We start from the raw sequence: 14,960 nt of genomic DNA on the forward strand, positions 1-14,960 counted from the left end.
GATGCGAGCCGCAACCGACATCCTCGATATCAGCCCGGTCATCCCCGTCGTCGTGCTCGACGACGCGGCCCACGCCGTCCCGCTCGCCCAGGCGTTGCAGCGCGGCGGCATCCGAACCATCGAAGTCACCCTCCGCACCCCGGTCGCGCTGGAGGCGATCGAGCGGATCAACGGTGAGGTCGAGGGCATCACGGTGGGGGCCGGGACGATCACCCAGCCGGGGCAGGCCAAGGAGGCGGCCCGGGCCGGAGCGAGCTATCTGGTGACACCGGGTACCACCGACCGGCTGCTGGACGAGGTGGCCGACACCGAGCTGCCCGCACTGCCAGGGGTCAGCACCGTCTCGGAAGCGCTACGCCTGGCCGAACGCGGCATGCGGGCCCTGAAGTTCTTCCCGGCCGAGCCCGCTGGCGGGGTGCCGTACCTCAAGTCGCTGAGCAGCCCGCTGCCCGAACTGTCCTTCTGCCCGACCGGAGGAATCACCCCGGACAACGCCGGGCGCTACCTGGCATTGCCGAATGTGCGCTGTGTCGGCGGCTCCTGGCTCGCCCCGAAGGAGGCGCTGACCAAGGGGGACTGGGGCCACGTCGAGGCCCTGGCGCGCCAGGCGGTCGCACTGGGCTGATCGACGTGAGCCCGGTGCGGGCGCATCGATCTCTCGCGAGACGCACGCCGGTGCGTGCGGCGGATGCCTCCAGAGGCGCCACCGCACGCACCGGCCGTGTGCCCTCCGAGCCCGAGCGGACCGCGATCACTCGACCGGCTGCACCTTGGTACTCGGATCACCGTCGATCGCCGCCGCCATACGGGGCACCAGACCGTCGAGCGCTATGGGCAGGCTGAGCGGAGTGGAGAAGGTCACCGCCCCGTTGAGCGTGCTCTGCCGCTGCATGGTGATGTCCCGGCCCTGCTCGACGACGTCGAGCTGCTTGTAAACCCCCTCGCGAGTGATGCTGTCCTCCGGAGCACCGTAAACCCCCAGCACGAGTACGTCGGCTTCGAGCAACTCGAAACGTTCCTTGCTGAGCTGCTTGGCTTCCCGGCTCTCACCGGAGAACAGATCCTCGGTCGCGGAGGGCATCCGCAGCCCGAGTGTGCGCAGGAATCGAGGGGCAGGCCCTTCGGCGTAGACCCATGCCTTCCCACTCATGGACGCGGCCAACAACCCGGTGGCCCCGTCGAACGCCGGATGTTGCGAACGGGCCCGCTCGAATCTGGCTTCGATGTCGGTTACGAGTTGCTCGGCCTCTTCCCGGTTGTCCAGGATCTTGCCGACAGTCCTGGTCATGTCCTGCCAGGGCACACCGTAATCGGCGTACTCGCCGGGCTGGGCCACCGTGGGGGCTATCGCGGAGAGCTTGTCGTACTGCTGCTTCGTCAGGCCGGAGTTGAGGCCGATGATCACGTCCGGCTCCAGTGCCGCGATCCGTTCGAACTCCAGCTCCTGCCGCGCCAGCACCTCGGGCACCTCGCGATCGCCCAGTTTCTCCCGGGCCCAGGGCCACAGCGCGCCGTCCTTTCCACCGAACCACTCGCGGGTGGCTACCGGGGCGGTACCGAGCGCGAGAACGGTGTCCTGATCGGTCATCCCCACGGTGACGACTCGTTCGGGACGCTCGGTGATCTCGGTGGTGCCGTGCTTGTGCTCGATGCTTACCGGGAAAGCGCCCGAGCCGGAGCCTCCCGTTCCGGAACCGCCGCCGTTGCCGGGAGCACAGGCCGTGAGGAGTAATAACCCCGCACCACCGAGCAGACCTCTGCGGCTGATCTCGGAACGGGTGGGGCCGGACTTGTCGCGTGGCATTGCGTACCTCAACTACCGGAGTCGATGTTTAGGTTAGCCTAAACAAATCGAAACACCCGGTACAAGACCACCCCGCCCCGGCGGGCGGGATCACCGCGCCATCGTCGGAGTGATTCGGGACACAGCGGCACGCAGCGAGTCGGCCACGGGACGCCCCGTGCTTTCCAGCGCCGCGCGCGACATGACCCCGGTGCTCACCAACACACAGTCCGCCCCGACCTCCGCGGCGGCGCGAGAGTCGTCGGTGACGTCGCCGATGACCACTGCTTCGGACGGCTCCAGCCGCAACGAACGCAGGTGCGCGTCCAGATAAGCGGCCTTGGAACCGCCGACCCCGGAATCACGCAACCCGTCGATCCGACCGAACATCGGACTCAGCCCGAAACGCTCCACCAGCGGCACCAGTTCGTCGTGGAAGAACATGGACAGCAACGACTGGCTCCCGCCCCGCTCCCGCCATTCCCGCAACGCGTGCGGCGCGTCGGGGTCGAGTTCACAGGTGTGCAGCAACTTCCGGTAGGCGTCGTGGTAGATGCGATCGATGGCATGCCAGTCCTGCTGATCGACCTCACGTCCGAGCACTCGCTCGTAGGAGTCGCGCAACGGCCTGCCGAACACGGCGCGCCAGCCGGGGAGATCAATCGGTTCGGCGTCATAGGCAGCGCACACCGCGTTGACCGAGGCCACCACGGCCTCGTTGTCCGCGAGCAGCGTGCCGTTCCAGTCCCAGACGATGTGCCGCGTCGGCGGCAGTTCACTCGATCCACTCACCGGCGGATCCTATCCTCACCGCACTCCCTCGTTGGCCCGGAACCCGCACGAGCGTTCCGGGGGCACGGGTGGAGGTTCGGACTACCGAGCTCCGACGCCGGTCGGTACGATCCACTGTGGGCAAGGGCAAGCTGCCGTCATGAATGAGTAGTCCTACGACAGCGGGTGTGGCATGACAACGATCGAGTGGTCCGATTTCGAACAGGTCGAAATTCGTGTGGGCACCGTTGTCAGCGCCGAGCCGAACACCAAGGCGCGCACTCCCTCGTACATTCTGTCCGTCGACCTCGGCAAGAACGGGGTTCGCACGTCCAGCGCCCAGGTCACCGAGCACTACTCCGCCGAGAATCTCGTGGGAAGACAGGTTCTCTGCGTCTGCAACTTCGAGCCCAAGAGGGTCGCAGGCGTAAAGTCGGAGGTACTGGTAACCGGTGTGCACGACGACAATGGCGATGTCGTCCTTCCGGGGTTCGAACTTCCCGTTCCGAACGGCAATCGACTTATGTGAACGAACCGGGAAGAAACGCTTGGCCAACAGGACCTTCAAAGCGGCCGTGCGGCTCCTTCTTCCCGGTTTCGAACGATCGGGAGAGCGCACCGGGGACATTTTCCACCAGCACGCTGAGTGTGTGTCGACTCATCGGTGTGCTCACTCCGCGTCGTCGAACAGTGGGCGGATTCCGCGAGCGGCCGTGATCTCGTCGTTGCCGGGCCCGTGGTTGCAAGGCTCGTGGTTCCCTCGGGGTCGTGGCGGTTCCAGTCACCTCCGGTTCCAGTCACCTCCGGCGGCAGTGACCACGCGGCTGGAGTGCTTGAATTCGGCGGCCGCTGCCGGCGATACGTGGCGGGACCACCCAGGCCGAGAACCTCTCCCACTCGTCACGTCGGCCGAGGACCGGGATGTCGCCCGAAAAGAGATTCCGCCGGAGAACGGCCGGTAACCAGCCCGGAGGACGAGGATCCGCTCCCGCGAGAGCGGGTCACTCCTCCGGTGCGAACAAGGATTCGTCGTCCGAGAAGGACGTTTCCGGTTCGGCGGCCTCCAGTTCCTCCCGCACCACTCGGAAGGCCAAGGCCTGACCGTAACCCTTCCGAGCGAGCATCCCCAGCAGTCGGCGCATTTTGGCGCGCGACTCGACACCGGTCATACCGCGCGCTTTGCGCCGCACCAGCTCGCGAGCACGTTCCACCTCGGCGTCGGTGTCCACCTCGTGCAGCGCCTCGGCGGCGGTCTCCTCGTCGATCCCCTTCTCCCGAAGTTCCTCCCGGATCGCGCCGCGCCCCAACCCCCCGTGCCGGTGGCGGCCGCGTACCCACTCCGCCGCGAAGGCGGCGTCGTCGACCAACCCGGCCGCGGCGAACTTGTCGAGCACGAGTTCGGCCGTTTCCGGGTCCACCCCGCCACGCAACAGGGCACGCAGCAGCTCCGCACGGCTGCGTGCCCGGATCGCGAGCAGCCGGTAGACGGTCTCGCGTGCCGTCCGTTCGGCACCGGAATTACCGGCGGGCTCGTCCGAGTCCACCGCAGGGTCGTCCGAGTCCACCGCGGGGTCGTCCGAGTCCGCTTCGGAAATCTCGGCGGAGGAAGTCGGACCCGAAGTCGAGATCTCGTCGGGACAGGGCACGGTCTCGCCCGCGACGGCTTCGGTTTCTGTCAAGGAAGTCACCCTCCTGATCAGAACTCGACGGGCGCGGGTTCGCTCTGCTGCTCGGCGGTGTCGGCGCCTGCGCCCGGGCCGATGCCCATCTTCTCCTTGATCCGCTTCTCGATCTCGTTGGCCACGTCCGGGTTGTCCCGCAGGAACTTGCGTGCGTTCTCCTTGCCCTGGCCGAGCTGATCGCCCTCGTAGGTGTACCAAGCACCGGACTTGCGCACGAAGCCGTGTTCGACGCCCATGTCGATCAACGAGCCCTCGCGGCTGATGCCCTGGCCGTAGATGATGTCGAACTCGGCCTGCTTGAACGGCGGGCTGACCTTGTTCTTGACCACCTTTACCCTCGTGCGGTTCCCGACCGCGTCGGAACCGTCCTTGAGCGTTTCGATACGCCGCACGTCCAGCCGGACCGAGGCGTAGAACTTCAGCGCCTTACCGCCGGTGGTCGTCTCCGGCGAACCGAACATGACGCCGACCTTCTCACGGAGCTGGTTGATGAACACCGCGGTGGTCTGCGAGGTGTAGAGCGCTGAGGTCAGCTTGCGCAGCGCCTGACTCATCAGCCGCGCCTGCAGCCCCACGTGACTGTCGCCCATCTCGCCCTCGATCTCGGCCTTGGGCACCAGCGCGGCGACCGAGTCGATGGCGATTATGTCCAGCGCACCGGAGCGGATCAGCATGTCGGCGATCTCCAGCGCCTGCTCACCGGTGTCGGGCTGGGAAACCAGCAGCGAGTCGGTGTCCACACCGATCGCCTTGGCGTACTCGGGGTCCAGGGCGTGCTCGGCGTCGATGAACGCGGCCGTACCGCCACCCCGTTGGGCGTTGGCCACCGCGTGCAGGGCGACCGAGGTCTTACCACTGCTCTCGGGGCCGTAGATCTCGACTACGCGTCCGCGCGGCAACCCACCGATGCCGAGCGCGATGTCCAGCGCAATCGAGCCGCTGGGAATGGCCTCCACCGCCGGGCGGTTGTCCTCGCCCAGCCGCATCACCGATCCCTTGCCGAACTGTTTGTCGATCTGGGCAATGGCCAGTTCAAGAGCCTTGTTCTTGTCGTTGCTCTTGTCGCCACCCTTGTCGGATGCTGCTGCCATCGGGGTCCACCTCGGTCGGTTCGAAGGTCGTGGTCTCAGGGCCGACGCTACGGGTCAGGGCCGACATTCCGGCTCCGGGTCCACGCATCCGTGGACAACCTGCCCGGCTGTGGACCCATTCTAACCGAACTAATGTTCGACAGCTCGTCCACACACCGCCACGGCCACGGTCTCTTCCGGTTGATCAGGTGCGATCTGTCGCCCTCCCGGGGGATACTGGAGCCATTCCACCGGGCAGGCCCGGGAGGTCGCACCGGGAGCTTGAGCAGGGAACCCGAGCAGGGAACCCGAGACGGGAACCCGCACCGGCGGCCTCTCCGGAGCTCGCATCGGGGTCCACCGGCCGGACGAACGACCACTACGGCCCGCGCGGCGGGCGTCAGGAGGTGGCCGGATGCGCATCGATCGTTATCTGCCGCCGAGCCACTGGCTGAGCAAGGTCTACCGGGGCGGGGCCGCCGCCTTCGGCGGCGCCCTGATCGCTTTCGGGGTCCTCGGATTCACCAACAACCTCGGGTTCTTCTCGACCAGCGGTCAGCAGATACTGGGGCTGAACACCAACGGGCTGCTTTCGCTGATCTCCCTCGTGGTGGGTGCGCTGCTGATCGCCGCGGCCGTGATCGGAGGGCCGTTGGCATCGACGGTCACCGCGACGATCGGCGCGTTGTTCCTGCTGTCCGGCCTGGCCAATCTCGCCGTGCTCGAAACGGGGTGGAACCTGCTCGCGTTCGAGATGCAGAACGTGGTGTTCAGCCTGATAGCGGGAATGCTGCTGCTGTTCCTCGGGCTGTACGGCCGGGTCAGTGGCGGACTGCCCGAGGACAATCCGTTCGTGCTCTACCGGCATCGGGAATCGCCGGAGGGCGAGGTCCCCGAACAACGCGACGCGGAGGAGCACCGCGCCGCCGAGCTGAAACCGTTGGCCGACGCGGAGATGGCTCTTGGGGAGGGACACGCCACGCCGGAACAGGAACAGTTGGTTCGGGCGGAGACGCTGCGCCTGGCGAGGGCGGAGCGGCAACGCGCCTACGAGCACTACGCCCACATCCAGCAGGCGCTGCGGGACGAACGCAGATCCTCCGGAAGGGGAACGGGAGAGACCGACTCCGGCGGCTGACGGGGCCCTCCCCGTTCGGGTACCGAGCCCGCTCAGCGCCTGCTGCTGGGCACCTCGAAGCTCTCGCAGAGCACCGACCAGACCCGCTTGGGATCCCAGCCCGCTTCCAGCGCCTGGTTGACGGTGCGTTCCCCCAACGCAGCCAGCACGTGGTCCCTGGCCAAGGTGTCGGCTCGGACCTCGCCGAACTCTTCGGCCATTCGCCGCCGCAGAACCGTGTAACGCATCCTGACCAGGCTACGTGTACCGCGCGGATGGGGAGATCCGCGTCCGCCGGATAGGCTGGTGCCATGTCGCAGGCCGAACTGACCGGGTTGTCCTCGGTGTGGGGGCAGGTGGCGCTGGCCGCCATGTTGCTGATCATAGTGCTCCTGTTGCTGCGCAGACTGTGGAACCAGCGGGGGCGCTGAAAGCGGGAGCAGTGCCGTGCGCCCCGAGCGGCCCCGCGCGGCCCGTCGAGAGCACGCCCCCGAAACCGGGCTATTCGTCCCGAACCCCGCGACATCGGGCGGGAGCTTCCGCCGGGCGAGTACGCCGGCGAATCGGCCAAGCCACTGTTCATCGGGCGCGTGTGTCGGACATTGACTTCAGCATGGAACCGTGACGGATCCACTGGAACGGTTCTCACCGCCCACACGGGGGTGGTTCCGCGAGACGTTCGAGGCTCCCACCCCCTCCCAGGTGGAGGCATGGCGGGAGATCACCTCCGGACAGCACACCCTGGTGATCGCACCGACCGGTTCGGGCAAGACGCTGGCCGCGTTCCTCGCCGCCCTGGATCGGCTGACCCACACCGGCCCGCCGGAAAATCCGAAACGTCGGTGCCGGGTGCTCTACGTCTCGCCGATGAAGGCACTCGTCGCGGACGTGCGTCGCAACCTGCGCACCCCGCTCGCGGGAATCGAACGGGAGGCCCACCGGCTGGGTGCGGAGATCACGAACGTCGGTGTGGCCACCCGCACCGGTGACACTCCCGCCGAGGAACGGCGAGCGTTCGGACGGCGTCCGAGCGACATCCTGGTCACCACCCCGGAATCGCTGTTCCTGCTGCTGACCTCGAGCACGCGGGAGGCGTTGCGCGGGGTGGAGACGGTCATCGTGGACGAGGTGCACGCGATGGCGGGTGACAAACGCGGCGCGCATCTGGCGGTCTCGCTGGACAGGTTGGACGAGTTGCTGCCCGGTCCGGCACAGCGGATCGGGCTCTCCGCCACGGTGCGGCCCGTCGACGAGGTGAGCGAGTTCCTGGCGGGGGGAAGACCGGTCCGAGTGGTCCGCCCTCCCGAACCGAAGCAGGTCGACGTTTCGGTTCGGGCTCCGGTGGAGGACATGGCGCATCCCGAATCGGGAACCGCCGAAGCGGACGGCACGGGCGGAGGTGCGGCCTCCGTCTGGCCCGCGTTGCGGGAGCGGATCCTGGAGCTGGTGCGACAGCATCGCTCCACGATCGTGTTCACCAATTCGCGGCGACTGGCCGAACGGCTGACATCAGGCCTCAACGAGCTCGCCGCGGAGCGCGGTCCGGTCCAGGGGGCGAGCACGACCTCCCAGGACGGCACGACACCCCAGCACGGGCCCTGGTCGTTCCCCGCCGAGGCCGTCGGGGCCTCGGGCGTCACCAGCGGTGTGGCGGCGGCCGTGGCCCGTGCGCATCACGGTTCGATGTCCAAGCAGCAGCGCGCTTCGGTCGAAGAGGAACTCAAATCGGGCGAGTTGCCGTGCGTGGTGGCGACTTCGTCGCTGGAGCTGGGCATCGACATGGGTGCGGTGGATCTGGTCGTACAGCTCGAGACACCACCGAGCGTCGCCTCGGGGACGCAGCGAATCGGGCGGGGCGGCCATCGGGTCGGCGAGCCCTCGCGGGGGATCGTTTTCCCCAAGTTCCGGGGTGACCTCGTCGGCTGCGCGGTAGTCGCGGAACGGCTTCGTTCGGGAGCGATCGAGGCACTGTCGGTACCTCGCAACCCGCTGGACGTGGTGGCGCAGCAGATCGCGGCCGCGGTGGCCATGGATGTCCGCGGGGTGGAGGAGCTCGCCACGCTGCTGCGGCGGTCGGCACCGTTCGCCGGGCTGTCCGACTCGGCGTTCCGGTCGGTGCTGGACATGCTCGCGGGGCGCTATCCGAGCGAGGAGTTCGGCGAATTGCGAGCCAGGATCGTGTGGGACAGGACCAGCGACGAACTGCGTCCCCGCCCCGGCACGCAGCGGCTGGCCGTGACCTCCGGCGGCACGATCCCGGACCGGGGGTTGTTCACAGTGGTTACGCGAGCCGACGAGGCCACGGGGAGTTCCGGCCGGAAACGGGTGGGCGAGCTGGACGAGGAGATGGTCCACGAGTCCCGGGTCGGGGACACTTTTCTGCTGGGTACCTCATCATGGCGGATCTCCGAGATCACTCACGACCGCGTGATCGTGACCCCGGCGCCGGGAACGCCCTCGCGGATGCCGTTCTGGAAGGGGGACTCGACGGGCCGTCCCGCGGAGCTGGGCCGCGCGGTTGGTGGATTTCTCCGCGAGATCTCCTCCGCCACTCCCGAAGCGGCCCACGAGCGCACCCGCGCGGCGGGCCTGGATAGGGCCGCGCGGGAGAACCTGCTGACTTATCTGGCGGAGCAGCGGGCCGCGACCGGCCACGTACCGGACGATCGGACGATCGTGGTGGAGCGGTTCCGGGACGAGCTCGGCGACTGGCGGATGGTGGTGCATTCCCCGTTCGGCGAGCGGGTCAACGCGCCGTGGGCGCTGGCCCTGGGAACGCGGCTGCGCGAACGCGGGGGCGCGGACGTTCGACCGGTTTCCGCCGACGAGGGAATCGTGCTGCGCGGCAGCGACGCGCTCGACGACTCCGGGGCCGAGGTGGTGCCGAACGCCGAGGATGTCGTGCTCGCCCCGGAGGAGGTCGAACAGCTGGTCGGCGACTCGATAGCCGGTTCGGCACTGTTCGCCTCCCGATTCCGGGAATGCGCGGGACGGGCGCTGCTGCTGCCCCGCAGGGACCCGGCACGCCGCGCTCCGCTGTGGCAGCAGCGACAACGCGCCGCCCGACTGTTGGAGGTGGCCGCGCGTTACGAACGCTTCCCGATCGTGCTGGAGGCGATGCGGGAGTGCCTGCGCGACGTCTACGACGTGGCCGGGCTGCGCGAGCTGATGTCGGAGATAGCCCAGCACCGCGTCCGGGTTGTCGAGGTGTCCACCACCGGCCCCTCCCCCTTCGCGCGGAGTCTGCTGTTCGGCTATGCCGGGATGTTCCTGTACGAATCGGACGCTCCGCTCGCCGAACGCAGATCGGCGGCGCTGAGTCTGGACACCGCGCTGCTGGCCGAACTGCTCGGCTCGGAGGAGATGCGGGAGCTGCTGGACGCCGAGGTCGTCGTCGAGGTGGAGAACGGACTGCAGCGGCTGGAGCGGCGACGGCACGCCCGCGGCCCGGAGGACACGGCGGACCTGCTTCGGGTGCTGGGCGACCTCACCGAGGCCGAGGCCGCTGCGCGGGGCATCCGGCGGGAGTGGCTCGCGGATCTGGCACGACAGCAGCGCGCGCTGCTGGTGCGCATCGCGGGCGAAGCGAGGTGGATCGCCGTCGAGGACGCGGGCAGGGTCCGGGACGGGCTGGGAGTTGCCCTGCCCGACCACGTTCCCGAGGTGTTCACCGAACGGATCGCGGATCCGCTGGGTGAGCTGGTTTCGCGGTTCGCGAGGTGCCGCGGACCGTTCCGTGCCGACACGCTCGCGGAGCGTTTCGGAGTCGGGGCGGCGGTGGTCACGGAAGTCCTGGAACGACTGCGGGGCTCCGGGCGGTTGGTGCGGGGCGCGCTGCGTCCGGTGGAAGCAGGCGGTGACGGCGGCGCGGAGTACTGTGACGCCGAGGTGCTGCGCAGGCTACGACGTGCCTCGTTGGCCAAGCTCCGTTCCGAGATCGAACCGGCCGAACCGGCGGCGCTGGGCAGGTTCCTGCCGGTCTGGCACGGTGTCGGCCCGCACGGTGGTGGCGGAGCGCGAAGTGACCACTCGAAGTGGGAGGGTTCCGCAGCGGACGTGCTCGCGGTGGTCGAACAGCTGGCGGGAGTCCCGCTGACCGCGGGTTCGCTGGAATCACTGGTGCTGCCCGCGCGGGTCCCCGGCTATCGACCGGCCATGCTGGACGAGCTCACCACCGGGGGTGAGGTGGTCTGGGTCGGGGCCGGTCCGTTGGCGCGTGACGACGGCTGGGTGGTGCTGGCGCCGTCCGACATCGCCGATCTGGTGTTACCGGACCAGGTGAGCAGCTACGAGAACTCGGACGCCCACGACGCGGTCCGGGAGGCCCTGCGGAACGGCGCGCTGTTCTTCCGGCAGCTGGCCGACCGCGCCGGCGAACTGCTCGCCCGACGCGTGGGGACGGAACCGAGCGAGGCCACGCTGGTCTCGGCGCTGTGGGACCTGGTCTGGTCCGGTGAGGTCAGCAACGACACCCTGGCGCCGCTGCGAGCCCTGCTGTCCGGACGACACGCCGCCCGCCCTTCCCGAGGCGCACCACGGAGGCGCTACGCCAGACCGACTTCGCTCAGGACGGTCGCCACGACGGGCTCCGGGCCACCCGGCCTGACGGGCCGCTGGTCCCTGGCACCGACCCCCTCGGCGGAGACCACCCGCCGCGCGAGCGCACGCACCGAGACCTTCCTGCGGCGCCACGGCGTGCTGACTCGTGGCTCGCTGGAGATCGAGCGGGTCACGGGCGGGTTCGCGGCGGTCTACCAGGTGCTGCGGACCATGGAGGAGACGGGCGGCTGCGGGCGCGGCTACGTGGTTGCCGGGTTGGGTCCCGCGCAGTTCGCGGCTCCCGGGGCCGTCGACCGGTTGCGCGACTTCGACGGCGCGACCCGGCAGCAGGAGCCCGACCGGGCGGTGCTGCTCGCCGCGACGGATCCGGCCCAGCCCTACGGGGCGGCGCTCCCCTGGCCGGAGGTGGCCGGGGACACCCGGCACCGGCCGGGCCGCAAAGCAGGAGCGCTGGTGGTGCTCGTGGCCGGGGAGCCGGTGTTCTACATCGAGCGGGGAGGTAAGTCGTTGCTCTCGTTCACCGCACGGGAAGAGCCACTGCGCGCCGCGGCGGGACGGCTGGCCGAGGCGGTGACCGAGGGCGAACTGGAGCAGTTGGCGTTCCGCCGCGCCGACGGGGAGGGCGCGATCGGAAGCGAGCTGGCGGGAATTCTCGTCGCGGCCGGCTTCCGGCCCACTCCGCAGGGCCTGCGCCTGCGGAATTGAATCGGCGGCGAGCACTCCACCGTGATGTCGATCACCCCACCGGGAAGCGTAGCCGGTGGTGGATCCTCTAGGGTGCGAAGCTGTGACCGCTGCACCGTCTCCGCGTTGCGAACGAGTGGTGGAACTCTCCGCCGACGAGCTGCGTGCCAGGCTGCCCGAAGCCGTGCGGGTATACGTCACGGCCATGGGGTATCCCACCTGGGCCACACAGCAGCGTATTCCGATCTGGTCGGCACACATGGCACGCGCCGGATGGCGCTGCGTGGTGGCGTTCAACGACCGGGACGAGGTGAGCGGCGTCGGTTACGGCTACTCGGGGGCCACCGGGCAGTGGTGGCACGAGCAGGTGCGCCGCGGGATGCTGGAACGTCTGCCCCAACAACGGGCGCACGAATGGCTGGACGACTACTTCGAGCTGACCGAGCTGCACGTCCACCCGGACGCGCAGGGCCACGGGCTGGGAGAGAGCATCCTTCGCACCCTGCTGGCGTCCGCGCCGGGTGCGAAGGTCCTGCTGTCCACCCCGGAGGGCCCCACCAAGGCGTGGCAACTCTACCGCCGGGTCGGTTTCGTCGACGTGCTGCGCGACTACCGGTTCAGCGGTGACCCTCGTCCGTTCGCCGTACTGGGGCGCGACCTACCGCTGGCAGCGTGACATCCGGCGTCCCGAAACACGCTACTCGGGCACCGAGCACCGGGACGCCGGTAACGCGGCCCCGAGAGGCGCTCCACGTCGGCTCCACGCTGCGTTCACGGGCGGCCGGAAACCACTCACAGGTACGAGAGCTGCTCCCGCAGGGTGTCCAACCCCATGGGCCCCATCTCGAGTGCGTCGCGGTGGAACCGCTTGAGGTCGAAGTCCTCGCCGCGGCGCTGCCGTGCCTCCTCCCGCGCGGACAACCACAGTCGTTCACCGAGCTTGTAGGACGGGGCCTGCCCCGGCCATCCCAGGTAGCGGTCTATCTCGTCGCGCACGAGGGCGGTGTCGGTGATGGTGCGGGTGAGCATGAACTCCAGCCCGAGTTCGGGGGTCCAGGTCCGCCCCTCGTGGAAGCCGGTCCCCTCCGGAATGCGGAGCCGCAGGTGCATACCGATGTCCACGATCACGCGGGCGGCCCGGAACAGCTGCTCGTTGAGCATGCCGAGCAGGTTGCCGTCGTCGGCGAAGTAACCCAGTTCACGCATCAGCCGCTCGGCGTACAGCGCCCATCCCTCACCGTGAGCGGAGACGAAGCAGCCCAGCCGCTGGAACTTGTTCAGCCTCTCCGCCTGGTGCACCGCCGTTGCCACCTGCAGGTGATGACCCGGCACACCTTCGTGGTACACGGTGGAGACCTCGCGCCAGGTGGAGTACTCGTCCTTGTCCGGCGGGACGGACCACCACATCCGACCGGGCCTGCTGAAGTCGTCGTTCGGCGGTGTGTAGTAGGCCCCCGTCCCACCACCGGGCGGGGCGATGAGGCACTCCAGGTTCAACAACGGCTCGGGAATGTCGAACTGCGTCCGACTCAGGTCCCGCAACGCCTGATCGGACAACCGCTGCATCCACTGCGCGAAAGCCCGCTGACCGTGCACCCGGTAACGCGGATCGGCGTCCAGAGCCGCGGCAGCCTCCGCGAGCGTGGCCGAGGGCTTGATCCGATCGGCGACACGTTTCATGTCCGCCTCGATCGCGGCGAACTCCCGCCAGCCCCACTCGTAGGCCTCGTGCAGGTCCAGCTTCGCACCGGTGAAGTACCTAGACCAGAGACGGTAGCGCTCCTCCCCCACGGCGTCCTCGGCCGGAGCCTGCGGCAACAGCTCGCCGCGCAGGAAGTCCGCGAGTCCGGCGTAAGCCTCCGAGGCGACCTCGGCAGCGGTGTCGAGCTCCTCACGCAAGCTCGGAGGGAGATTCTCGGCTCGCGTGACCATGCTGCCGAAGAAGGACTTGCCGTCGGTCCTGCCGGACCAGGTGTCGCACTGTTCCGCGACGCGCTTGACCTGTCGTGCCGCCGCGACGTCGCCGTTGGCGGCCGCCTCGGACAGCCCCGCGGTCAGCCCCTTGACGGCCGCGGGCATGGCGGCCATCCGCTTGGCGATGTCGTCCCAGTGCCGCTCGGTCTCGCCCGGCATCAGGTCGAAAACCTGCCGCAGCTCCTGGACCGGGCTCGCGATGACGTTCAGCGCCGACATGTCGGCACCGGCCTCGTGCAGTTCGACGTCCAGACCGACCCGTTCGGTGAACACCGCCTTGGCGATCCGCTCCGACTCGTCGACGGGTTCGGCGGCGGCGACCTCGGCCAGGGCACGCCGGGCCAGGTCACCCCGTGCGCGATGACCGTCCGGCGAGTAGTCGGGCAACTCCTGCTGCCCCACGGAAAACCCCAGCATCGTCGCGGCTATGGGATCGAGCGCCGCGAGCTCCTCCACGTAACGGTTGCTGATCTCGTGCACGCCCCGGGCCTCGGTTGACATGGCAGCACGCTACCTCGCCACCCCGCGGTACCGAACACGGATCCGTCGCCTCGGACGGCACACCACCGCGCGCAGCCGGTGAAAAACGCTGTGACGTGGCACGATCACAAAGGTGCGGGGTGTGCGGTGTTTCGGTAACGCGACTCGTTCCCGATGGGGCGCGTCGCTGATGATCATGCTCGTGGGCATCCTCGTCTCGGGATGTCTGAACGCGACCGTGTCGCTGAGTATCAACGGCGAGGACGAGGTTTCCGGTGAGGTGATGGTCGCCGTGCCACCGTCTTCGGAACGACACGACTTCCGACTGCGGGTGCCGGAGGAGCTTTCCGACAAGGTTCGGTTGAGTTCGTACCGGGAAGGGGAGGCTCGTGGTTCCAAGCTGGAGTTCGACGAGCTGAGCTTCGACGAGATGGAACGGCTGGCGGCCGAGCTGAACGGGGCCGATTCGCGGTACAAACTGTCGATCTCCAGATCCGGCTCACTCGTCGAGGTGAACGGATCGGTGGATCTGACTCCGCTGGCGGAAACGGATTCGGAGGTGCTGGTGGAGATCAGCGCGCCGGGCGAGGTGACCACCACCAACGGCGAGACGAACGCTGGAATGGTGAGCTGGCAACCCCGCCCCGGCGAGGTCACCGAGATATCGGCGACCTTCCAGTTCACGGATGCCAGGAGCGCCGGCCTGTTCGGCTGGTCATTGGTACTGGGCGGCGTGACTTTCGGGACGGCACTGCTGGTGGCAGTGCTGGCCCTGGTCACCCGGCAGCGTGCCCGCACCGACTCCGGAAGGCGCTGAGAGCAGGACGAGACCCACCCGT

The 14,960-nt window shown here is 68.6% G+C and carries 12 protein-coding genes; 6 read left to right on the forward strand and 6 right to left on the reverse strand.

Going from position 1 to position 14,960, the window contains the following annotated elements:
* Window position 1: 1 nt before the first annotated feature.
* Complete coding sequence (gene eda / locus BLR41_RS13630; protein WP_092628647.1) at window positions 2-625, forward strand: bifunctional 4-hydroxy-2-oxoglutarate aldolase/2-dehydro-3-deoxy-phosphogluconate aldolase; 624 nt, start codon at window positions 2-4, stop codon at window positions 623-625.
* 126 nt (window positions 626-751) lie between these two features.
* Here eda and BLR41_RS13635 read toward each other — a convergent pair whose 3' ends face one another.
* Window positions 752-1,804 carry an iron-siderophore ABC transporter substrate-binding protein gene (locus tag BLR41_RS13635; protein WP_092628649.1) on the reverse strand — a complete coding sequence of 351 codons (1,053 nt, stop codon included), beginning with the start codon at window positions 1,802-1,804 and terminating at the stop codon, window positions 752-754.
* A gap of 90 nt (window positions 1,805-1,894) precedes the next feature.
* Window positions 1,895-2,575 carry an HAD family hydrolase gene (locus tag BLR41_RS13640; protein WP_092628651.1) on the reverse strand — a complete coding sequence of 227 codons (681 nt, stop codon included), beginning with the start codon at window positions 2,573-2,575 and terminating at the stop codon, window positions 1,895-1,897.
* Between the two features lie 172 nt (window positions 2,576-2,747).
* On the opposite strand from BLR41_RS13640, the gene BLR41_RS13645 reads away from it, so the two are divergent.
* Window positions 2,748-3,083: a tRNA-binding protein gene (locus tag BLR41_RS13645; protein ID WP_092628653.1), complete on the forward strand. Its 336-nt coding sequence runs from the start codon at window positions 2,748-2,750 to the stop codon at window positions 3,081-3,083.
* Window positions 3,084-3,555: 472 nt separating this feature from the next.
* Here BLR41_RS13645 and BLR41_RS13650 read toward each other — a convergent pair whose 3' ends face one another.
* Window positions 3,556-4,233 carry a regulatory protein RecX gene (locus BLR41_RS13650; RefSeq protein ID WP_245694163.1) on the reverse strand — a complete coding sequence of 226 codons (678 nt, stop codon included), beginning with the start codon at window positions 4,231-4,233 and terminating at the stop codon, window positions 3,556-3,558.
* Window positions 4,234-4,250: 17 nt separating this feature from the next.
* A complete protein-coding gene (gene recA, locus BLR41_RS13655; protein ID WP_092628654.1) occupies window positions 4,251-5,327 on the reverse strand; it encodes a recombinase RecA in 1,077 nt (358 codons plus the stop codon).
* A gap of 394 nt (window positions 5,328-5,721) precedes the next feature.
* Here recA and BLR41_RS13660 point away from each other — a divergent pair, with 394 nt between their 5' ends.
* On the forward strand, window positions 5,722-6,444 hold the full coding sequence (locus BLR41_RS13660) for a DUF4383 domain-containing protein (RefSeq protein WP_092628656.1): 723 nt from the start codon (window positions 5,722-5,724) through the stop codon (window positions 6,442-6,444).
* Between the two features lie 32 nt (window positions 6,445-6,476).
* Here the strand turns inward: BLR41_RS13660 and BLR41_RS13665 are convergent, their stop codons facing one another.
* A complete protein-coding gene (locus BLR41_RS13665; RefSeq protein ID WP_092628658.1) occupies window positions 6,477-6,671 on the reverse strand; it encodes a DUF3046 domain-containing protein in 195 nt (64 codons plus the stop codon).
* A 373-nt stretch (window positions 6,672-7,044) separates the two neighbouring features.
* On the opposite strand from BLR41_RS13665, the gene BLR41_RS13670 reads away from it, so the two are divergent.
* Both BLR41_RS13670 and BLR41_RS13675 read left to right on the forward strand, forming a co-directional pair.
* On the forward strand, window positions 7,045-11,688 hold the full coding sequence (locus tag BLR41_RS13670; RefSeq protein ID WP_092628660.1) for an ATP-dependent helicase: 4,644 nt from the start codon (window positions 7,045-7,047) through the stop codon (window positions 11,686-11,688).
* Between the two features lie 82 nt (window positions 11,689-11,770).
* Entirely contained in the window at window positions 11,771-12,343 is a 573-nt protein-coding gene (locus tag BLR41_RS13675) for a GNAT family N-acetyltransferase (protein WP_092628662.1), read from the forward strand.
* A gap of 116 nt (window positions 12,344-12,459) precedes the next feature.
* On the opposite strand, the gene BLR41_RS13680 is transcribed toward BLR41_RS13675, so the two are convergent.
* Entirely contained in the window at window positions 12,460-14,142 is a 1,683-nt protein-coding gene (locus BLR41_RS13680; RefSeq protein WP_092628663.1) for a DUF885 domain-containing protein, read from the reverse strand.
* 121 nt (window positions 14,143-14,263) lie between these two features.
* Between BLR41_RS13680 and BLR41_RS13685 the strand changes: the two genes are divergently transcribed.
* Window positions 14,264-14,938, forward strand: coding sequence for a DUF3153 domain-containing protein (locus BLR41_RS13685; RefSeq protein WP_245694165.1), 675 nt, complete (start codon window positions 14,264-14,266; stop codon window positions 14,936-14,938).
* Window positions 14,939-14,960 lie beyond the last annotated feature (22 nt).

This window comes from Actinopolyspora mzabensis, from assembly GCF_900101095.1.
In the GTDB taxonomy this organism is placed as follows: domain Bacteria; phylum Actinomycetota; class Actinomycetes; order Mycobacteriales; family Pseudonocardiaceae; genus Actinopolyspora; species Actinopolyspora mzabensis.